Genomic DNA, 19,093 nt, shown 5'->3' on the forward strand with positions numbered 1-19,093 from the left:
ACGGAGTCCCGCCCATGCGCTTTGCAGGCAGAATTAGGCAGAAATGTGGAAACAAACGAGCACTGCGTGAACGCTGCCCCGAATGTGTGACTATTGAGTCACTTTCCCCCTAGCGCCACAGCAGCGAAGCTTCGTGCCGTTTCAAGGTCTTGCGGGCCGTCACGTAGCGATCCAGCTGCGCCTTTTCCTTCAGTTCGGGGAAGAGTTCATAAATCTCGTTCCGCTGAGAATTGCCGACACCTTTAAGCGAATAGTCTCCAGGTTGGAAACTCTCCGTCCATGCACCGTTGGCCAGGACGACCTCGTGGCGGTCGAACATGAAGTGCATGTAGACGACGCCCAGCATCTGGACCGGCTTGACGCTGCGGTGGTTCACAAGGTGCTTGGCCGAGACCAGCACCTCATGCTCGTCGAAATAGAGCGCGGTGCGCTCGTTCGCGACCAGCATCCGGTGGTTCGGACTGACGAGCATGTCTCGCTCGGGCAGGCCATTTCCCAGGCTGCCCCGTTCGATCAGGATCGGCCGCAGATGGTGGTTGCGCGTCAGTGTCGCGTAATCCAGCATCCTCCGCCCTGCCCACCGGACGGGCTGCAGGCCGTTGTCCCGGGTGATTACCAGATCGCCCTCGGCCAGATCCTCGACCGGGACTTCTCCGCGCGGAGTGGCGATCAGGGTTCCGGGTGTAAAGCACGGCACACATTCGATATTTTCGAAGGTGTAGGACCCGGTCACATGGCCCTTGTCATCGAGAATCTCGACCTTGCCGTCGAAGCCATTCCCGTCGCTGTCGACGGTCTTGTCGACGATGCGGAAATAGGGCGTCAGGCTCATGTCGAGGCGGTCGTGGTCGTTGCCCTCCGAGCCGCCATAGATCTTGTCGCCCTTTTCGCCCAGGAACGTGTCGGCGTCGGCCCCGCCATACATGAGGTCGTTGTTTTCGCCGCCGGTGAGAGTGTCGTCCCCCTCCTGACCATACATCTGGTCGTTGCCCGACCCACCGTTCAGCTGGTCATTGCCCGACCCGCCCAGCATCGTGTCGTTCTCGCCGCCACCGTCGAGCGTGTCGTCGCCCGAGCCGCCGTCCATCAGGTCATTGCCGATGCCGCCGGTCAGAGCGTCCTGCCCTGCCCCGCCTTCGAGGGTGTCGTTGGCGCTGCCGCCGTCGAGGCTGTCATCGCCGTCGCCGCCATACAGCAGGTCCTTGGCGTTGTCGCCCTTCAGCGTGTCGTCGCCGTCTTGACCGAAGAGCGTGTCTTCGCCCTCGCCGCCTTCGAGCAGGTCCTGGCCAGTGCCGCCGTCGAGCAGATCCTTGTCATTGCCGCCATAGAGATCGTCGTTGCCGTTGCCGCCGAACAGGCTGTCAGCACCATTGCCGCCGAACAGGCGGTCGCGGGCATCGCCGCCGTCCAGGAGATCGTCCTGGTTGCCACCGAAGAGCCGGTCCATGTCGGCGCCGCCGAAGAGGGAATCCGAGCCTTCGTCGCCGACCAGAACATCGGCGCCGGACGCGCCATAGACCTGGTCGTTGCCGCTGCCGCCATAGACGACATCGTCGCCCTCGGCGGCCTTGACGGTGTCGTCGCCGCCATAGGCCATCACCGCGTCTCGATTGTTGCCGAGAACGGGCTGTCCGGGCAGCGGATAAAAGGTGCTCGGCACGTCCGAGCTGAACGGTGTGTCGTTGAAGTTTTTGAGGGAGTCGTTGGCGTCGATCCTGTCGCCCTGCGGATCGCCGGTATAGTTCACGTCGATCAGGTCGGCGCTGTTGGTTCCCTCGACGATGCCGTTCTTGACCGGGGTCGAGCCGCCAGCGCCGCAATCGTCTCCGCCCGATCCATGTCCGTTCTGCACCGTCATCCGTCCGACCCTTACCGTGCCGTCCCGAATGGGAACCGGCAGCAATCACCTTTCCCGCCGAAGCGGGACAAACCTTCGATCCGACGAATGGCCAGTTGCGGCCGGTCCGATCGGACTGCGATTGGCTCGTCCTTGCAGGTGAGTGCGATGCCACCGGGAAAATCTAACAGGTCCGGGCGCAAAGAACTGCGCTCGGTGTCGATCTCGGCAGCACGGCTCTGGTGGTCAGACCACCCCACCGTTACAAGGCCGCCCCCACGGCCAAGTTGCCCCCAGCGGGCCATATCAATTTACCGCCACGCACCCGCGTGCGGAAGCAAATCTCCGATCACGGTCTGTTGGGCGCACTACCTATTCGGGCCGCTGAGCAGCATAATGCTCGCTAGGGTGGATATTGATGCGCAGTCCTGAGCGGGGCTGAAAACCCGATCTGAGACCAATTGTGGCGGGACGCCACAGAATTGCCTTGTTTCGCCACACTTTGTCGCCTGACCCGCAGGGGATCGCCGTCAACAGGCGCTGCAGGACAGTCGGCTTCATTTCCTGGCCGCGAACAGTATGTCTTTTGGAAATTCCTGGCCTGCCCTGCCACTCGCCGTTTCCGGATTGCGTCCATCCCGAACGGTTTGCCCAGATCATCCGCAATCCGGAAACATTTCTTGCGAACCGCGGCGAATCACCTCGTTGCAGTCGGTCGGTCGCGGAGGGGCAAATGTGGCGATCCTGCGGCGAATTCCGGGATCGGTCCGCAGATGGACAGGCGGGTGACAGCCCGGTCCCGCCTCCCCTAAGCTGGATCCCTATGGAGGGGCTCCAATGTGCAATCTCTACTCGATGACCCGGGCGCAGGACGCGATGCGTCAGCTTTTCCCCGACGTGCCCGACCGCCTTGGCAACCTTGCGCCCTTGCCCGAGATCTATCCCGACCAGAAGGCGCCGATCCTGCGCAACGGAACCGACGGGCAAGAGATGGTCATGGCGCGATGGGGCCTGCCAACGCCCCCGCAGTTCCTTGAGGGCAAGAAGACCGACCGCGGCGTGACCAACGTGCGCAACACCGCCTCGCCGCATTGGCGACGCTGGCTTGGCGTCGCGCATCGCTGCCTTGTCCCCGTCACCGCCTTTGCCGAACCCGATCAAGCTCGCGGCGGCAACGCCTGGTTCACCATGCGCGACAATCGCCCCGCTTTCTTCGCCGGTTTGCACGTTCCCGGATGGACCTCTGTGCGCAAGCTCAAGGATGGCGAGACGACCGACGACCTCTATGCCTTCCTGACCTGCCCCCCGAACCTCACGGTCGGCGCCATTCACCCCAAGGCGATGCCGGTGATCCTTGTCGATCCGCCGGACTGGACCCTGTGGATGACCACAGCATGGCCCGAGGCCCAACGCCTCCAGCGCCCGCTGCCGGACGACGACATCGTGCTGATCGAGTGACCACTGATCCGTGGATTGTGGTGCCCGAGGCGAGACTCGAACTCGCATACCTTGCGGCGGAGGATTTTGAATCCCCTGCGTCTACCATTCCGCCACTCGGGCAACGCCGCTTGCGTTTACCGGCGGCGTCCGCGCTCGTCAATGCACCCCACCTTACGGGTTGCTCACCGAGAACGTATCGCAATCGGCGATGTTGCCGCTTTGCAGGCCGGTCGCGAACCAGCGCATCCGCTGCTCCGATGTTCCATGGGTAAAGGATTCCGGCATCGGATAGCGCCCGGCATTGCGTTGCAGGGTGTCATCGCCGATCTGCTTCGCCGCGTTGATCGCCTCTTCATAGTCGCCCCGCTCGATCGTGCCGAACTGCTCCTGCACCTGCCGTGCCCAGATCCCGGCAAAGCAATCGGCCTGAAGCTCGACCCTGACCGAGATGGCATTGGCCTGCTCGCCCCCGACCTGTTGGCGGACGGCCGTGGTCTGGTCGAGGATGCCAAGCTCGTCCTGAACATGGTGACCGACCTCATGCGCCACCACATAGGCCGAGGCGAAATCGCCGCCCGCGCCAAGTTCGCGGTCAAGCGTGGTGAAGAAGGCCGTGTCGAGATAGACCTTCTTGTCGATCGGGCAGTAGAACGGACCGGTCGCGCCATTGGCCCCGCCGCAGGGAGACGAGGTCGAGCCCTTGAACAGCACCAACGTCGGCGCGTGATACTGCATGTTCAGCTGCTCGCGGAAGACCTTGTTCCAGATGTCCTCGGTATCGGCGAGCGTGACCGAAACGAACTCGCCCGCCGCCTTGTCCTGTGCCGACAGCTCGCCGCCCGGAGCATTGTCGGCCAGCATGCCGCCGCCCCCATCCTGCAGGAAGGGGGAGACATCGAAACCGAAGAAAAGACCGATCAGCAACAGCGCGACCGCGCCGATTCCGCCAACACCCGCCGTGCGGCCCATGCCGCCCATGCGCCGCCGATCCTCGATATTGCCGCTGCCGCGCCGCCCCCGCCACTCCATTGCGCCCTCCGCCACCACTGCACTGGTTGACGGATGCTAGCGCGCCTTGGCCGCGCGAACGACCCTCTTTTTCACGGCGGCGTGACAGAATGTTGCCCGGGCTTCCGCCCGGCAGCGCGACGCCCTATGGTCAGGCCGGATTGCAATCAGGGACGCCGATGACCGAACGCAGCCTGCTGATCCTTCTTGCCGCTGGCGGTTCGCTGGCCCTGCTCCTTGGTGCCTTCGCCTTTCAGTATCTGGGTGGCCTCGCCCCCTGTCATCTTTGCCTGCTGCAACGTTGGCCGCACGCGGCCGCCGTGCTGATCGGCATTCTCGCGCTGACCTTTCGTTGGCGCCTGCTGTGCTGGCTCGGGGCACTGGCGGCGCTGACCACCGCGGGTCTCGGCGCCTATCATACGGGCGTCGAGCGTGGTTGGTGGCCCGGGCCCGAGACCTGCTCGGGCAATTCCCTGGCCGGGATCAGCGCGCAGGACCTGCTCGACCCGACCAAGAACATCGCTCCCGTCGTCCGCTGCGACCAGATCGCGTGGGAGATGTTCGGCCTGTCGATGGCGTCGTGGAACGTCATTGCCTCGCTCGTCCTGATGCTGCTCTGGATCGCGGCCGCCCGCCGTCAGCCCTGACGTCGCCCCGCCTTGCGCGTGGTCAGAAGCAGGTTCGTCTCGCTCGTCGTCACGCCTTCGAAGCGGCGGATCTGGCCGATCACCTCGTCAAGCTGCACCAGAGTCTCGGTCCCGATCTCGGCGATCAGGTCCCATTTGCCGTTGGTGCTGTGCACCGCCTGAACGGCCGGCAATCCCGCAAGGCGCGCAAGGATGCGTTCGGTCCCGCGTCCCTCGATCCCGATCATCATCAGCCCGCGCACCGGCGTCGCCGTTACGTCGCCGCGCGTGACGACGGTGAAGCCCGCAATCTCGCCCCGCGCCACGAGCCGTTCCATCCTCGCCCGCACGGTCGCCCGCGACAGACCCAGCCGCTCGGCCAGTTCCGAGAGCGAAGCGCGTCCGTCGCGCCGCAGTTCCGCGATCAATCGTTGATCGGCATCGTCCATTCCGGTCAAATCCTCTGCCGTATTGGCAAGGTTGCAATCCAAAACGACAATACTGCTGCTGGAAACTGCCGCAAGATGAATGAAAATCCGCAAACCTTCGGAGATTTGACATGACCCATTGCATCCTGATCGGTGCGCCGATCGACAGCGGACAACGTCGCCCCGGTTGCCTGATGGGCCCGGCCGCCTATCGCGTCGCTGGATTGGTCCAGGCGATCCGCGATCTGGGCCACACGGTCGAGGATCGAGGCGATGTCTCCTTGCCCCGGTTGAAAGAGGCGCATTGCCCTAACCCGGTCGTCCATTCGCTGGACGAAACCATCGGCTGGACCGATGCCCTGTCGGACGCAACCTTTGCCGCCTCGGGCGAAGGCTTCCCGGTGATCCTTGGCGGCGATCACTCGCTGGCGCTTGGTACCGTCGCGGGCGTCGCCCGCCGCGCCCATGCCGAAGGCCGGCCGCTGTTCCTGCTCTGGCTCGACGCCCATTCGGATTTCCATACGCCGTTGACCACCACCAGCGGCAACCTGCATGGCACGCCGGTTGCCTATATCGCCGGCCGAGCCGGCTTCGATGCCTTCCCGCCCTTCCCCGAGCCGCTGCCGCCCGAGAACATCTGCCTGTACGGCATCCGCTCGGTCGATCCGGCGGAACATGCGGCGCTCCTCCAGCACGACATCGCCATCAATGACATGCGGGTGCTGGACGAGTTCGGTATCGTCGCCCCGCTCCGCGCCTTCCTGAACCGGGTGCGCGAGGCGAACGGCCTTCTCCACGTGTCGCTCGATGTCGACTTCCTCGACCCCTCCATCGCCCCGGCGGTTGGCACGACTGTGCCCGGCGGTACGACCTTCCGCGAGGCGCATCTGGTGATGGAACTTCTTCACGAAAGCAAGCTCGTGACCTCGCTTGACCTCGTGGAACTCAACCCCTTCCTTGACGAGCGCGGCCGCACGGCCCGCCTGATGGTCGAACTGGTGGCGAGCCTGATGGGCCGCAAGGTGTTCGACCGTCCCACCCGGAGCTACGCATGAGCCTGAACCTTGTTCCTTTTGTCAGCGTCGACAAGATGATGAAGCTTGTTCTTCACATCGGGATCGAACGCGTTCTCATGGATCTCGCCGCCGAGATCGAGGCCGATTTCCGCCGCTGGCCCCAATTCGACAAGACCCCGCGCGTGGCGAGCCATTCCGATGTCGGCGTGATTGAACTTATGCCGACCTCGGACGGCACCACCTATGGCTTCAAATATGTAAACGGCCACCCGAGCAACCTGCGCCGCGGGTTGCAGACCGTCACCGCCTTCGGCCTCCTCGCCGACGTGGCAACCGGCTATCCGCTCCTTCTGTCCGAGATGACGATCCTCACTGCGCTGCGCACCGCCGCGACATCGGCGATGGCGGCCAGGCACCTCGCGCCCAAGGATGCCCGCGTCATGGCGATGATCGGCAATGGGGCGCAGGCCGAATTCCAGGCCCTGGCCTTCAAGGCGATCTGCGGGATCGAGGAAGTGCGCCTTTACGACATCGACCCGGACGCCACGGACAAATGTGCAAGGAATCTCGCGGGTTCCGGCCTGAAGATCACGCGCTGCAAGAGCCGCGAGGATGCCATCCTCGGCGCGCAGATCCTGACCACCTGCACCGCCGACAAGAACTACGCGACGATCCTGAATGACAACATGGTTGGTGCCGGGGTCCATATCAACGCGATCGGCGGCGACTGCCCCGGCAAGACCGAGCTTGCGCCGGCGATCCTGCACCGCTCGTCGATCTTCGTCGAGTATCCGCCCCAGACCCGCATCGAGGGCGAGATCCAGCAACTCGCCGCCGACCACCCGGTCACGGAACTGTGGCAGGTCATCACCGGCGAAACCGCCGGTCGCACCTCCGCGTCGCAGATCACCCTTTTCGATTCCGTGGGCTTTGCGATCGAGGATTTCTCGGCGCTGCGCTATGTCCATGGCAAGCTGGCCGCGACCGGGCTCTACGACAATCTCGATATGATCGCCGACCCAGACGACCCGCGCGACCTGTTCGGAATGATCCTGAGGGCCGCCGCCTAAACTATTGGCAGACCTGTATCATCCAGAGGGGGCGCAAGATCGGCGCCCCCGTCGCCTTCAGTGCAGCCGGAACTCGCCGACCACATTGCGCCACTCACCTGGCTTGATGAGCTTGCGATGGGTGAAGCGCACCGAATGCAGCGGGCCTTCGATCTTTTCCTGCCAGAACTCGATGAACTTGAAGAGCTGCGGATAGTCCGGGGCAAGATCGTATTCCTGCCAGACGAAGGTATTCAGCACATTGCGGTAGTCGGGCATCCGGTAGAACAGCTCGGCCGTGGTCAGGCCGTAGCCCTTGAGCATCAGTTCCGTCTCTGAAGTCACCATTATCTGCCTCCATGGTTTCCTCAATGAAGGAATCATGACACGGAACGTTTTCTTTTCAATGAAAACAGTATGTTGGCAATGTGTTGCCGCGGCTGCCAAATGTGGCGGCCCCGTGCCATTGCACCCCATATCCGCGATGGTCTATAGTGCCGCCAACAAGATGTAGAGCGGCATCAGCTGCCCCGGCGGGAAAGAGCCTCCGACGTGAGCGACGAGACAGAACAGACTGAAAACGCAAGCGAAAAGCCGGAGCGGCCGCACTACCACGGCCCCCAGGTTTCGATCGCCGAAGAGATGAAGACGGCCTATCTCGATTACGCCATGAGCGTGATCGTAAGCCGCGCGATCCCCGATCTGCGCGACGGCCTGAAACCTGTGCATCGGCGTATTCTTTATGCAATGCACGAAACCGGCAACACCCACGACAAGCCCTACCGCAAGTCGGCGCGGCCCGTGGGCGACGTGATGGGGAAATATCACCCCCATGGCGACGGCGCGATCTACGACGCGCTGGTGCGGATGGCGCAGCCCTTCTCGATGTCGCTGCCGCTCCTCGACGGCCAGGGCAACTTCGGCTCGATGGATGGCGATAACGCCGCCGCCATGCGTTACACCGAAGTCCGAATGGACAAGCCGGCAGCCTATCTTCTGGCGGACATCGACAAGGACACGGTCGATTTCCAGGACAACTACGACGGCAAGGACAAGGAACCGACCGTCCTTCCCGCCCGCTTCCCCAACATGCTGGTCAACGGCGCGGGCGGCATCGCCGTTGGCATGGCCACGAACATCCCGCCACATAATCTCGGTGAGGTGATCGACGCGACGCTTGCGCTGATCGAGTCGCCCGACATGTCGTCCGAAGCGCTGATGGAGATCGTGCCGGGTCCCGACTTTCCGACGGGCGGGCTGATCCTTGGGCGTTCCGGGGCACGGAAGGCCTATCTCGAAGGCCGTGGCAGCGTCATCATCCGCGCCAAGACCCGCATCGAAGAGATCCGCAAGGATCGCTTTGCCATCATCCTCGACGAGATTCCCTACCAGGTGAACAAGGCGACGATGATCGAGAAGATCGCCGAGATGGTCCGCGACAAGAAGATTGACGGCATCGCCCATATCCAGGACGAATCCGACCGCGTCGGCGTCCGCGTGGTGATCGAGCTGAAGCGCGACGCAACCCCGGACGTGGTTCTGAACCAGCTCTGGCGCTTCTCGCCGATGCAGACCTCGTTCGGCTGCAACATGCTGGCCTTGAACGGCGGGCGGCCCGAGCAGCTGACGCTACGCGATTTTCTCACGTATTTCATCACCTTCCGTGAGGAAGTTGTCGCGCGCCGGACCGCGTACGAACTGCGCAAGGCCCGTGAGCGCAGCCATATCCTCTGCGGTCTGGCCGTGGCGGTTTCGAACGTGGACGAGGTCGTTGCGACCATCCGCTCCTCTGCCGACCCGGCCGAGGCGCGCGACCGCCTGATGACGCGGCGCTGGCCCGCCGCTGACATCGCCGACTACATCCGCCTGATCGACGATCCCTCGCACACGATCAACGAAGACGGCACCTACAACCTGTCGGAAATCCAGGCCCGCGCGATCCTTGACCTGCGCCTGCAGCGGCTGACGGCCATGGGCGTCAAGGAAGTCACCGACGAACTGGCGGAATTGGCCGGCAAGATCCGGGATTATCTGGATATTCTTGGATCTCGCGAACGGATCATGGCGATCATCTCGGACGAGTTGCGCGAAGTGAAAGAGCTTTTCGCCGTTCCGCGCCGGACCGAGATCGTCGACTGGGCCGGCGACATGGAAGACGAAGACCTGATCGAGCGCGAGGACATGGTCGTTACCATCACCTCGGCCGGCTGGATCAAGCGCACCCCGCTTGCCGAGTTCCGCGCGCAGCGGCGCGGCGGCAAGGGCCTTGCGTCGATGGCGACCAAGGAAGACGACGTGGTGACGACGCTCTTTGTCGCCAACACCCACACGCATCTTCTGTTCTTCACCGACGATGGCATGGCCTACAAGCTCAAGACCTGGCGCCTGCCACTGGCGGGCCGCACGGCCAAGGGCAAGGCCATCGTCAACATCCTGCCGATCGAGACCGGGGTGTCGATCGCTGCACTGATGCCGGTGGATGTGCCTGAGGAGGAGTGGGACAACCTGCAGATCGTCTTTGCAACCTCGGACGGAGATGTGCGCCGTAACGCCTTGAGCGATTTCACCAATGTCATGCGCAACGGCAAGATCGCGATGAAGTTGCCCGAGGGCGTGACACTGGTGAACGCCCGCATCGCCGACGAGAATGACGACGTGATGCTGGTCACCGCCCAGGGCCGCGCGATCCGCTTCCCGACGACCGATGTGCGGGTCTTCAAGGGGCGCGACTCGACGGGTGTTCGCGGCGTACGGCTGGCCGAGGGCGACAGGGTCGTCTCGATGGCCGTGATCCGGCATTTCGAAGCCGACCCCGCCGAACGCGCAGCCTATCTCAAGCAGCGCCGCCTGATGGCAGGTGCAATCGAGGACGAGGTCGAGGCCGACGAGGACGAGGAAGCCGTTGCCGAGGGCCAGCTGTCGCCCGAACGCTATGCCGAGATGTCGGCGGCCGAGGATCTGATCCTGACAATCACCTCAACAGGCACCGGCAAACTCTCGTCCAGCCACGATTATCCGGTTCGCGGGCGCGGTGGCATGGGCGTGAAGGCGATGGATTCGGCCATGCGCGGCGGACCCCTCGTTGCCTCCTTCCCGGTCGAGATGACCGATCAGATCATGCTTGTCACCTCGACCGGCCAGTCGATCCGCTGCCCTGTCGATGGGATCTCTTTCCGCTCGCGCTCGGCGGGCGGTGTGCGGGTGCTGAACATCGGCGGCGAGGAAGAGGTCGTTTCGGTTGCCCGTGTGGCCGACCAGGGCGACGAGGAAGAATGAAGGGGCGCCTTCGGGCGCCCTTTTCATCTGTGCATGGATGCAGGTCGGACCTGCGCCTATCGGCCTGTTTTGTCTCGATTGCGTGATCTACCTTTCCTCCATTCCCGCAGAGACGGGACAGGACAAAGGGAAACGTCATGGAAAAGATCACCGCCTATGTGCCTCTGGTGGCACGCATTCTCATCGGTCTGCTCTTCGTGGTCGCGGGCGTCGGCAAGCTCGGCGATGTTGCGGGCTTCACCGGTTACCTCACCTCGGGCGGCCTGCCCGGCTTCCTCGCCTGGCCGACCATCGCGCTTGAGATCCTGGGCGGCCTCGCCCTGATCGTCGGCTTCCAGGCCCGGATCGCCGCGCTGCTTCTGGCGGGCTTCACGCTTCTTGCCGCGCTCCTCCATCACTTCCAGCCGGCCGACCAGATGCAGATGACCATGTTCCTCAAGAACCTTGCCATCGCTGGCGGTCTGTTCCTGCTCTTCGCCAATGGCGCCGGCGCCCTGGCTGTCGACAAGCGCTGATCTGCTTCGAATCGCGTCAGGCGGGTCGGGATTGCTCCCGGCCCGCTTTCCATTTCCGCGCCGATCGCCTACATCCCCGGCATGACAGAGACACTGCATATCGTCGGCGGCGGCATGGCTGGCTCGGAGGCAGCCTGGCAGGCAGCCCAGATGGGCGTGCCGGTGATGCTGCACGAGATGCGGCCCCGCGTCGGCACCTTTGCCCACCGCACTGGCAACTTCGCCGAGATGGTCTGCTCCAACTCCTTCCGGTCGGATGATGACGAGCGGAACGCCGTCGGTCTGCTGCATTGGGAGATGCGGGCGGCTGGTGGCCTCATCATGGAGATGGCGACGGCGCACCAGCTGCCTGCGGGCGGCGCGCTAGCCGTTGACCGCGAACCCTTCGCCGAGGGCGTCACCGCGCGCTTGCGCTCCCATCCGCTGATTTCCTTTTCCGAGGAAGAAGTTGCCGAGCTTCCCTCAGACGGTCATTGGATCGTCGCGACTGGCCCCCTGACCTCGTTGAAACTCGCCGAAAGCATCCGTGCCGTGACCGGGGCCGAGAGCCTCGCCTTCTTCGACGCCATCGCGCCGATCGTCTATGCCGAAAGCGTCGACATGTCGGTCGCCTGGATGCAGTCGCGCTACGACAAGGGCGAGACCGTCGAGGAACAGACCGCCTACATGAATTGCCCGATGGACAAGGCCCAATACGAGGCCTTCATCGACGCACTGCTCGCCGCCGACAAGACGCAGTTCCATGAGGGCGAGACGGCAGGCTATTTCGATGGCTGCCTGCCGATCGAGGTCATGGCCGAACGCGGTCGTGAGACCCTGCGCTTCGGCCCGATGAAGCCTGTGGGGCTCACCAACCCGCACCGTCCGGAGGTGAAACCCTACGCCGTCGTCCAACTGCGGCGCGACAACAAGCTTGGAACGCTCTACAACATCGTCGGCTTCCAGACGAAGATGAAGTATGGAGCGCAAACCGATGTTTTTCGGATGATTCCGGGGCTGGAGAATGCAAGTTTCGCCCGTCTGGGCGGTATTCACCGCAATACCTTCCTCAACTCGCCGACACTGCTCGACTCGCAGATGCGGATGAAGTCGCGCCCCTGCCTGCGCTTCGCCGGGCAAGTGACGGGCGTCGAGGGATATGTCGAAAGCGCCGCCATGGGCCTGCTCGCCGGCCGAATGGCCGCGGCCGAGATGCTGGGTCGCGAATTGCCGCCGCCGCCACCCGAAACCGCCATGGGCGCGCTTGTGACTCACATCACCGGCGGGGCCGAGGCAAAGACCTTCCAGCCGATGAACGTGAACTTCGGCCTCTTCCCCCCGATTGACGCCCGCGGCGGCCGCAAGGGGCGCAAGGACCGCTACAAGGCCTATACCGATCGCGCCAAGGCGGCTTTCACGCAATGGCTGGCTACCTGACCCGCTTCGCGCCGTCGCCTACGGGCCCCCTGCATTTGGGCCATGCCTATTCGGCGCTGACTGCCTTCGGCCGCGCTCAGGCGCAGGGCGGCACCTTTCTTCTTCGCATCGAGGATATCGACCGCTCTCGCTGCCGTCCCGAATGGGAGGCGCAGATCTATGACGACCTGCATTGGCTCGGTCTAAGCTGGCCCGAACCGGTGATGCGCCAGTCGGACCGCCTGCCGGCCTACGCAGCCGCGCTCGACCGGCTGGCGGCGCTCGGGCTCCTCTATCCCTGCCGCTGTACGCGGGCAGATATCCGTGCGGCGCTCTCGGCTCCTCAGGAAGGCGCCATGGGGCCGGATGGCCCGGTCTATCCCGGCACCTGCCGCCACCGCCCGATGACCGAGGCCGGCCCGCAGGATGCCATCCGTCTCGACATGGCAAAGGCCATGGCACTTTCGGGTTCGATTTCCTTCTGCGAATACGGACCTTTGCGTGCCGGTCTTCACTCCATTTCGCTACGGCAGATGGTCGAGACCATCGGCGATGTCGTCCTGGCGCGGCGGGACATGGGCACGTCTTACCATCTTTCCGTGACAGTCGATGACGCGGCGCAAGGCGTCACCGAGGTGGTTCGTGGCATCGATCTGTTCGAAGCGACGGCGATCCACGTACTTCTTCAAAGACTGCTGAACAATTCGACGCCAACCTATTGGCATCACGACCTGATCCGTGATGACCAGGGCAAGCGCCTTGCCAAGCGTGACGACGCCCGTGCCATCGTGCTTTACCGAAAAGAGGGCGCGACCCCCGCAGGTATCCGGGCGATGGTCGGCCTATAGCGGCTTCAGGATCTCGACCTCGGCCCCGTCCCGCACTGCCGTGTAGAAGCAGGAGCGCCGGTTGGTGTGACAGGCCGGGCCGGACTGGTCGACAAGCAGCAGCAGGCAATCGCGATCGCAGTCGATCCGCATCTCGACCAGCTTTTGCACATGGCCCGAGGTCAGGCCCTTTTCCCAGAACTCGGCCCGCGAGCGCGACCAGTAAGTGACACGTCCCGTCTCCAGCGTCTTCGCGACCGAGGCCGCGTTCATCCAGGCGAACATCAGCACCTCGCCCGAGGCATGATCCTGCGCGATTGCAGGGATCAGGCCGGCGGCATCGAACTTGAGGCTGGCGAGGTCGAAGGCCATGAGCCATTCTTTCCATTCAGGGCAACGTCGCCTATCTAAGGGGGAACCCTGCCAAGGGAAAGACATGAGCGACAGCGACCTTCTTCGGCTCTATTCCGGCCGCATCCTGGAACTTGCGGCCGACATCCCCCATATGGGGCGCCTGCCCGCGCCGCAGGGCTCGGCCCGTCGCCGTTCGCAGCTCTGCGGATCGACTGTGACGATGGATGTTGTGCTGAAGGACGGTCGCATCGCCGAGTTTGCGCAAGATGTGAAGGCCTGTGCCCTTGGCCAGGCCTCGGCCAGCATCGTCGGCCGCGTGCTGATCGGACGGAGCCATGCCGAGGTCGACCGCGCCCGCGACGAACTCCGCGCCATGCTCAAGGAAAACGGCCCTGCCCCAGCCGCCCCGTTCGACGGGCTCGAGGTGCTGGTCGCCGCCCGCGACTATGCCAACCGCCATGCCTCCATCCTGCTGGCGCTTGACGCGGCCTCGGAGGCGATGACGGCCGCCGAAACCTCGGGCACGGCCTGAGCTTCTTCCTTTCTCCGGCTTCTTCTGTTCCCAAATATCCCGGGGGAGAGGCGCGGCACGCGCCGAGGGGGCAGCGCCCCCTTTCTTTGCCGGAATGAAAAGACCGCCGCACATCCGGGCGGATGGCGGCGGCGAGGAACGCGTCTGTCGGGCAGAGGTGCTGGGGAACACCGGGGCATCGGATAGGCAAACCGACGCGAGGGGCACGGCTTGGGGCAGCCGTGGGCCCGTCAGCAGAACGCGAGGCAGATCAGGAAAAGACCGGGAGGTTCAGCGCCGCCAGCAGCAGGCCGAACAGGGTCACCACGCCAAGTGCATCCTCGATCAGGGTGCGGGACGAATTCGCAAGCGTCTCTTTCACGTCGTTGAGCATGGCAACCTCCGTTTGGGTTGCCTATTTGCTCTCACATGATTCGCGATCTGTAAAGAACTTTAAGAGAACATTCGCGAACGTTCCGCTAACCTACCCCGATCAGCCGGATCGCCCGGTCCTGGTCCAGAAGCCAGAGCAGGGCACGAACGGCTTGCCCGCGCGGGCTTTCCAGGTCTGGGTCGTCCGTCAGAAGGCGCCTGGCATCGCTCTGCGCCACGGCCATCAGGCTTCCTTGCCGCTCAAGGTCGGCGATGCGGAATTTCGGCAGGCCGGATTGCGCCGTGCCGATCAGGTCGCCCGCGCCGCGCATCGCCAGATCCTCCTCGGCAATGCGGAACCCGTCCTCGGTCTGGCGCAGGATAGTCAGCCGTCGTTCGCCCGACTCCGACAGCGGCGGCTGGTACATGAGCAGGCAGGTCGATTCCTCTGCCCCGCGGCCGACCCTGCCCCGCAACTGGTGGAGCTGGGCCAGCCCAAAGATTTCGGCCCGCTCGATCACCATGATCGAGGCATTGGGCACGTTGACCCCCACCTCGATCACGGTGGTCGCCACCAGCACTTTCGTCTGCCCCGAAACGAAGCGTGCCATTGCCGCATCCTTGTCGGCGGGCGGCATCTGGCCATGAACCAATCCCACGACCCCCTCGCCAAGCGCGGCGCGCAGGGTGGCAAAGCGCGCCTCGGCACTGGCATAGTCCACCACCTCGCTGTCCTCGACCAGCGGACAGACCCAGTAGGCCTGCCGCCCCTCGATTATCGCGTGGCGCAGGTGGCCCACCACCTCGTCGATCCGCGCCGCCGAAACCAGCGCGGTTTTCACCGGTTTCCGCCCGGGGGGCTTTTCATCGAGGATCGACACGTCCATGTCGCCATAGGTCGCGAGCGCAAGGCTGCGCGGGATCGGCGTGGCCGTCATCACCAGCACGTCGACCGCCACCCCCTTGGCACCCAGCTCCATCCGCTGCGCCACGCCGAAGCGGTGCTGTTCGTCGACGATGGCCAGCCGCAGATCGTGGAATTCGACGTCCTTCTGAAAGACGGCATGGGTCCCCACAAGGATGCCGATCTCGCCTCTGGCGAGGGCCTCGAGCTTCGCCCGCCGGGCCGCGCCCTTGTCGCGCCCGGTCAACAATTCAAGCCGTACGCCGGCCAGTTCGGCGAGCGGCTGAAGCCCGTCGAAGTGCTGACATGCTAGAATTTCAGTGGGCGCCATCATCACACCCTGCCCACCGGCCTCGACTGCGACCAGAAGCGCGAGGAAGGCGACCAGGGTCTTACCCGAGCCGACATCGCCCTGTAGCAGCCGGTTCATCTTGAGCGGTTGCGCCATGTCGGCGGCGATCTCGTGCACCGCGCGCTTTTGGGCGGCAGTCGGGGCATAGGGCAGATTTTGCAGCACATGCGCCTGCAGCCGGCCGGTGCCGTGGGTGGCAATGCCCCTGCCCCGGCGCATCGCGCTGCGGGCCAGGGCGAGCGTTACCTGATGGGCGAAAAGCTCGTCATAGGCGAGGCGCTGGCGGGCGGCGGCGGTCGGCGCCAGGTCGCCGGCCCCTTCGGGCGCATGGGTCGCGCGGACAGCCGCCTGCCAATCGGGCCAGCCCTCGCGCGTCTTGAGTGCCGGGTCGATCCATTCCGGCAGCACGGGGACCCGCTCCAGCGCCGATCCGACTGCCTTGGCCACCTGCTTTTGTGTCAGGCCGCCGGTCAGCGGATAGACCGGCTCGTAGGAAGGAAGCTCTCCGGCCTCCTCAGGGCGCAGGACATGGTCGGGATGGACCATCTTCGCGACGCCGTCGAAGAGCTCGACCTTGCCGGAAATCAGCCGACGCTGCCCGGTCGGCAACAGCTTCTGCAGGTAATCGGCGCGGGCATGGAAGAACACGAGCTGGAAGTCGAGCTGCGCGTCCCGTACCGCGATCCGGTAGGGTTTCCCTTTGTTTCTTGGCGGATAGTGGGCGCCGACCGTCACCTCTACCGTGACTGTCGTAGGTGGCACGACCTCGCGGACCGAGGCCTTGCGGCCGCGGTCCACGCCGGCATAGGGCAATAGAAAGAGCAAATCCTTGGGCCGGGTTACATCCAGCCCCTCGAGCGCCTTCGCGGTCTTCGGTCCGACGCCCTCGAGCGTTTCGAGCCCGGCAAACAGCGGAAAGAGCGCGGGCGGCCTGCTCATGCCGCGCCGATCAGGGCAAGCCAGGCATCCTCGTCGAGGATGGCGACCCCCAGCCGCTCGGCATCCTTCGCCTTCGATCCGGCTCCTGGCCCCGCCACGACATAGTCGGTTTTCGCGCTGACTGACCCCGCGACCTTCGCCCCGAGCGCCTCGGCCTGGGCCTTGGCCTCGGCTCGGGTCATTCGTTCCAGTGTGCCGGTGAAGACCACGGTCTTGCCCGCGACAGGGCTGCCCGAGGGGGCCCGAGCCACCACATCCTGCACTTCGAGTTGGGCGACGAGCGTGTCGATCGCCCGCCGTTCCGCCTCGTTGTCGAAGGTGGCCACGACCGACGTCGCCAGGACCACGCCCACGCCGTCGATCGACAGGAGCTGCTCCCAATCCTGTCCCTCGCCGATCCGAGCCTGGGTCATGGCGGCTTCGAACTCGGCCCAGCTGTGATACTGGCTGGCCAGAAGCTGCGCCGTCGTCTCGCCGACATGGCGGATGCCAAGCGCAAAGATCAGCCGATTCAAGGGGATGCGGCGACGTTCCTCGATCGCGGCGAAGAGGTTCGCTGCCGATTTCTCGCCCCAGCCCTCACGGTTCTTGAGCTGTTGCAAGCCCGAGCCATAGCGCGCCTGCAGGGTGAAGATATCGGCGGGTTCCCGGATCCAGCCGTCGCGCCAAAGGGCCTCGACCTGTTTCGCGCCGAGCCCCTCGATGTCGAAGGCAGCGCGGCTGACGAAATGCTTCAGGCGCTCGACCTGCTGGGCCGGGCAGATCAGGCCGCCGGTGCAGCGGCGGACCGAGTCGCCCTCCTCGCGGATCGCCTCGGAGCCGCATTCGGGACAACGCTCGGGAAAGACGTAGGGCACGGCGTCGTCGGGCCGTTTCGACAGGTCCACATCGGCCACCTTGGGGATCACGTCGCCGGCACGATAGACCTGCACCCAGTCACCGACGCGGATATCCTTTCCGTCGCGGATGGGCTGCCCGCGTGAATCGCGCCCCGCAATGTAATCCTCGTTGTGGAGCGTGGCGTTCGACACCACCACGCCGCCCACTGTGACAGGCATCAGCCGGGCCACCGGCGACAGCGCCCCGGTGCGGCCCACCTGGATGTCGATCGCCTCGAGCCTTGTCCAGGCGAGTTGGGCCGGAAATTTATGGGCCAGCGCCCACCGGGGCGTCGAGGACCGGTAACCGAGCCGCCGCTGCAGGCCAAGGTCGTTGACCTTGTAGACCACCCCGTCAATGTCGTAGCCAAGAGTCGCCCGCTGCTCTTCGATCCGCCGGTACTGTGCCAGCATGCCGTCGAGCCCATTGCACAGCACTGTCAATGGGTTCGTCTTGAATCCTAAGGTGGCGAACCGTTGGATGACCTGCATCTGCGTGTCGCCCAGGGGTTCGGAATGTGCGCCCCAGGCATAGGCGAAGAACCGCAACGGCCGCGCCGCAGTGATCGTCGGATCCAGCTGCCGGAGAGAACCTGCGGCGGCGTTGCGCGGATTTGCGAACAGACGTTCACCTGCGACCTGCTGGCGATCGTTCAGCGCCGCAAAGTCCGCATGGCTCATGTAGACCTCGCCCCGCACCTCCAGGATGTCCGGTGCCCCGATCAGGCTCTGCGGAATGTCAGCGATCGTTCGGGCATTTTCGGTGACATTCTCGCCCTCTTCGCCGTCACCCCGCGTGGCAGCCTGGACCAGGCGCCCGCCTTCGTAGCGCAAAGACAGCGAAAGCCCGTCGATCTTCGGCTCGGCCGTGAAGGAAAGTGGCGCGTCTTCGGACAGGTTGAGGAAATTGCGGATCCGCGTGACGAAATCCTCGGCCTCCTGCTGGTCAAACGCGTTCTCGAGGCTCAGCATCCGGACCTCGTGGCGGACCTTGGCAAAACCTTCGGCGAGCGCGCCACCCACCTGATCGCTTGGGCTGTCTGGGCGCTTGAGGGAAGGAAAGCGCGCCTCGATCGCGGCGTTGCGCTGTTTCAGCGCGTCATAGTCGGCATCGCTGATCTCGGGGGCGTCGGCGGTGTGATAGGCGCGATTGGCGCGCGCAATCCCTTCTGCCAGCACGTCGAGTTCTGCCCGCGCCTCGGCTTCGGTCAGTTCGCCCACGGGCTTCCTCTCGGCCATGCGCCCCTCCCCTGATCCTGTCCGACAGGTTTAGGAGGCGACAGGCCCAAGGTCCAGCCCACCGAACAGGGTGTGGGGCAGAGCAGAGGCGCCCCCCTGCGCATTCTCCTCGCGAAATACCCACCGG

The 19,093-nt window shown here is 64.5% G+C and carries 17 protein-coding genes and 1 tRNA gene; 9 read left to right on the forward strand and 9 right to left on the reverse strand.

Annotated elements, in window-relative coordinates:
• Positions 1–109: 109 nt before the first annotated feature.
• Entirely contained in the window at positions 110–1,903 is a 1,794-nt protein-coding gene (locus tag L0V05_RS14295; RefSeq protein WP_234871584.1) for a Hint domain-containing protein, read from the reverse strand.
• Positions 1,904–2,674: 771 nt separating this feature from the next.
• Here L0V05_RS14295 and L0V05_RS14300 point away from each other — a divergent pair.
• Entirely contained in the window at positions 2,675–3,295 is a 621-nt protein-coding gene (locus L0V05_RS14300; RefSeq protein WP_234871586.1) for an SOS response-associated peptidase, read from the forward strand.
• A gap of 18 nt (positions 3,296–3,313) precedes the next feature.
• On the opposite strand, the gene L0V05_RS14305 is transcribed toward L0V05_RS14300, so the two are convergent.
• Positions 3,314–3,397: transfer RNA gene (locus tag L0V05_RS14305), tRNA-Leu, on the reverse strand.
• A 51-nt stretch (positions 3,398–3,448) separates the two neighbouring features.
• The gene (gene ypfJ, locus L0V05_RS14310) at positions 3,449–4,306 is read right to left on the reverse strand and encodes a KPN_02809 family neutral zinc metallopeptidase (protein ID WP_234871588.1); all 858 of its coding nucleotides are present in this window, start codon (positions 4,304–4,306) and stop codon (positions 3,449–3,451) included.
• A 158-nt stretch (positions 4,307–4,464) separates the two neighbouring features.
• On the opposite strand from ypfJ, the gene L0V05_RS14315 reads away from it, so the two are divergent.
• The gene (locus L0V05_RS14315; protein ID WP_234871590.1) at positions 4,465–4,932 is read left to right on the forward strand and encodes a disulfide bond formation protein B; all 468 of its coding nucleotides are present in this window, start codon (positions 4,465–4,467) and stop codon (positions 4,930–4,932) included.
• On the opposite strand, the gene L0V05_RS14320 is transcribed toward L0V05_RS14315, so the two are convergent.
• Positions 4,923–5,360 (reverse strand): Lrp/AsnC family transcriptional regulator, encoded by a 438-nt coding sequence (locus L0V05_RS14320; RefSeq protein WP_234871592.1) that lies wholly within the window; start codon positions 5,358–5,360, stop codon positions 4,923–4,925. The genes L0V05_RS14315 and L0V05_RS14320 overlap by 10 nt on opposite strands.
• A gap of 110 nt (positions 5,361–5,470) precedes the next feature.
• On the opposite strand from L0V05_RS14320, the gene rocF reads away from it, so the two are divergent.
• Positions 5,471–6,394, forward strand: coding sequence for an arginase (gene rocF, locus L0V05_RS14325; RefSeq protein WP_234871594.1), 924 nt, complete (start codon positions 5,471–5,473; stop codon positions 6,392–6,394).
• The gene (gene ocd, locus L0V05_RS14330) at positions 6,391–7,425 is read left to right on the forward strand and encodes an ornithine cyclodeaminase (RefSeq protein ID WP_234871595.1); all 1,035 of its coding nucleotides are present in this window, start codon (positions 6,391–6,393) and stop codon (positions 7,423–7,425) included. Before rocF ends, ocd begins: the two co-directional genes overlap by 4 nt.
• Positions 7,426–7,482: 57 nt before the next feature.
• On the opposite strand, the gene L0V05_RS14335 is transcribed toward ocd, so the two are convergent.
• Entirely contained in the window at positions 7,483–7,752 is a 270-nt protein-coding gene (locus L0V05_RS14335; protein ID WP_234871597.1) for an usg protein, read from the reverse strand.
• A 204-nt stretch (positions 7,753–7,956) separates the two neighbouring features.
• Between L0V05_RS14335 and gyrA the strand changes: the two genes are divergently transcribed.
• The 4 genes from gyrA (at position 7,957) to gluQRS (ending at position 13,438) form a co-directional block, all read left to right on the forward strand.
• On the forward strand, positions 7,957–10,680 hold the full coding sequence (gyrA, locus tag L0V05_RS14340) for a DNA gyrase subunit A (protein WP_406565976.1): 2,724 nt from the start codon (positions 7,957–7,959) through the stop codon (positions 10,678–10,680).
• Positions 10,681–10,817: 137 nt separating this feature from the next.
• Positions 10,818–11,195 carry a DoxX family protein gene (locus L0V05_RS14345; protein ID WP_234871599.1) on the forward strand — a complete coding sequence of 126 codons (378 nt, stop codon included), beginning with the start codon at positions 10,818–10,820 and terminating at the stop codon, positions 11,193–11,195.
• 81 nt (positions 11,196–11,276) lie between these two features.
• Positions 11,277–12,611, forward strand: coding sequence for a methylenetetrahydrofolate--tRNA-(uracil(54)-C(5))-methyltransferase (FADH(2)-oxidizing) TrmFO (gene trmFO, locus L0V05_RS14350; protein WP_234871601.1), 1,335 nt, complete (start codon positions 11,277–11,279; stop codon positions 12,609–12,611).
• Entirely contained in the window at positions 12,596–13,438 is an 843-nt protein-coding gene (gluQRS, locus tag L0V05_RS14355) for a tRNA glutamyl-Q(34) synthetase GluQRS (RefSeq protein WP_234871603.1), read from the forward strand. The genes trmFO and gluQRS overlap by 16 nt, the downstream gene beginning before the upstream one ends.
• On the opposite strand, the gene hisI is transcribed toward gluQRS, so the two are convergent.
• Positions 13,433–13,789 carry a phosphoribosyl-AMP cyclohydrolase gene (gene hisI, locus L0V05_RS14360; protein WP_234871605.1) on the reverse strand — a complete coding sequence of 119 codons (357 nt, stop codon included), beginning with the start codon at positions 13,787–13,789 and terminating at the stop codon, positions 13,433–13,435. The genes gluQRS and hisI overlap by 6 nt on opposite strands.
• A gap of 64 nt (positions 13,790–13,853) precedes the next feature.
• On the opposite strand from hisI, the gene L0V05_RS14365 reads away from it, so the two are divergent.
• A complete protein-coding gene (locus L0V05_RS14365) occupies positions 13,854–14,303 on the forward strand; it encodes an iron-sulfur cluster assembly scaffold protein (protein ID WP_234871607.1) in 450 nt (149 codons plus the stop codon).
• Positions 14,304–14,553: 250 nt separating this feature from the next.
• Here the strand turns inward: L0V05_RS14365 and L0V05_RS20545 are convergent, their stop codons facing one another.
• The 3 genes from L0V05_RS20545 to ligA all read right to left on the reverse strand — a co-directional run bounded on the left by L0V05_RS20545 (position 14,554) and on the right by ligA (position 18,966).
• On the reverse strand, positions 14,554–14,676 hold the full coding sequence (locus L0V05_RS20545; protein WP_255683774.1) for a hypothetical protein: 123 nt from the start codon (positions 14,674–14,676) through the stop codon (positions 14,554–14,556).
• Positions 14,677–14,761: 85 nt separating this feature from the next.
• A complete protein-coding gene (recG, locus tag L0V05_RS14370; protein ID WP_234871609.1) occupies positions 14,762–16,849 on the reverse strand; it encodes an ATP-dependent DNA helicase RecG in 2,088 nt (695 codons plus the stop codon).
• On the reverse strand, positions 16,846–18,966 hold the full coding sequence (gene ligA, locus L0V05_RS14375; protein WP_234871611.1) for an NAD-dependent DNA ligase LigA: 2,121 nt from the start codon (positions 18,964–18,966) through the stop codon (positions 16,846–16,848). The genes recG and ligA overlap by 4 nt, the downstream gene beginning before the upstream one ends.
• Positions 18,967–19,093 lie beyond the last annotated feature (127 nt).

The sequence above is a fragment of the Alitabrizicola rongguiensis genome (assembly GCF_021491355.1).
In the GTDB taxonomy this organism is placed as follows: Bacteria; Pseudomonadota; Alphaproteobacteria; order Rhodobacterales; family Rhodobacteraceae; genus Aliitabrizicola; species Aliitabrizicola rongguiensis.

Excerpts from the sequence above, each read along its gene's own strand:
- L0V05_RS14300 (WP_234871586.1), top strand. The coding sequence starts at position 2,675 with ATGTGCAATCTCTACTCGATGACCCGGGCGCAGGACGCGATGCGTCAG.
- ypfJ (WP_234871588.1), bottom strand. The coding sequence starts at position 4,306 with ATGGAGTGGCGGGGGCGGCGCGGCAGCGGCAATATCGAGGATCGGCGG.
- L0V05_RS14315 (WP_234871590.1), top strand. The coding sequence starts at position 4,465 with ATGACCGAACGCAGCCTGCTGATCCTTCTTGCCGCTGGCGGTTCGCTG.
- L0V05_RS14320 (WP_234871592.1), bottom strand. The coding sequence starts at position 5,360 with ATGGACGATGCCGATCAACGATTGATCGCGGAACTGCGGCGCGACGGA.
- rocF (WP_234871594.1), top strand. The coding sequence starts at position 5,471 with ATGACCCATTGCATCCTGATCGGTGCGCCGATCGACAGCGGACAACGT.
- ocd (WP_234871595.1), top strand. The coding sequence starts at position 6,391 with ATGAGCCTGAACCTTGTTCCTTTTGTCAGCGTCGACAAGATGATGAAG.
- L0V05_RS14335 (WP_234871597.1), bottom strand. The coding sequence starts at position 7,752 with ATGGTGACTTCAGAGACGGAACTGATGCTCAAGGGCTACGGCCTGACC.
- L0V05_RS14345 (WP_234871599.1), top strand. The coding sequence starts at position 10,818 with ATGGAAAAGATCACCGCCTATGTGCCTCTGGTGGCACGCATTCTCATC.
- trmFO (WP_234871601.1), top strand. The coding sequence starts at position 11,277 with ATGACAGAGACACTGCATATCGTCGGCGGCGGCATGGCTGGCTCGGAG.
- gluQRS (WP_234871603.1), top strand. The coding sequence starts at position 12,596 with ATGGCTGGCTACCTGACCCGCTTCGCGCCGTCGCCTACGGGCCCCCTG.
- hisI (WP_234871605.1), bottom strand. The coding sequence starts at position 13,789 with ATGGCCTTCGACCTCGCCAGCCTCAAGTTCGATGCCGCCGGCCTGATC.
- L0V05_RS14365 (WP_234871607.1), top strand. The coding sequence starts at position 13,854 with ATGAGCGACAGCGACCTTCTTCGGCTCTATTCCGGCCGCATCCTGGAA.
- L0V05_RS20545 (WP_255683774.1), bottom strand. The coding sequence starts at position 14,676 with ATGCTCAACGACGTGAAAGAGACGCTTGCGAATTCGTCCCGCACCCTG.
- recG (WP_234871609.1), bottom strand. The coding sequence starts at position 16,849 with ATGAGCAGGCCGCCCGCGCTCTTTCCGCTGTTTGCCGGGCTCGAAACG.
- ligA (WP_234871611.1), bottom strand. The coding sequence starts at position 18,966 with ATGGCCGAGAGGAAGCCCGTGGGCGAACTGACCGAAGCCGAGGCGCGG.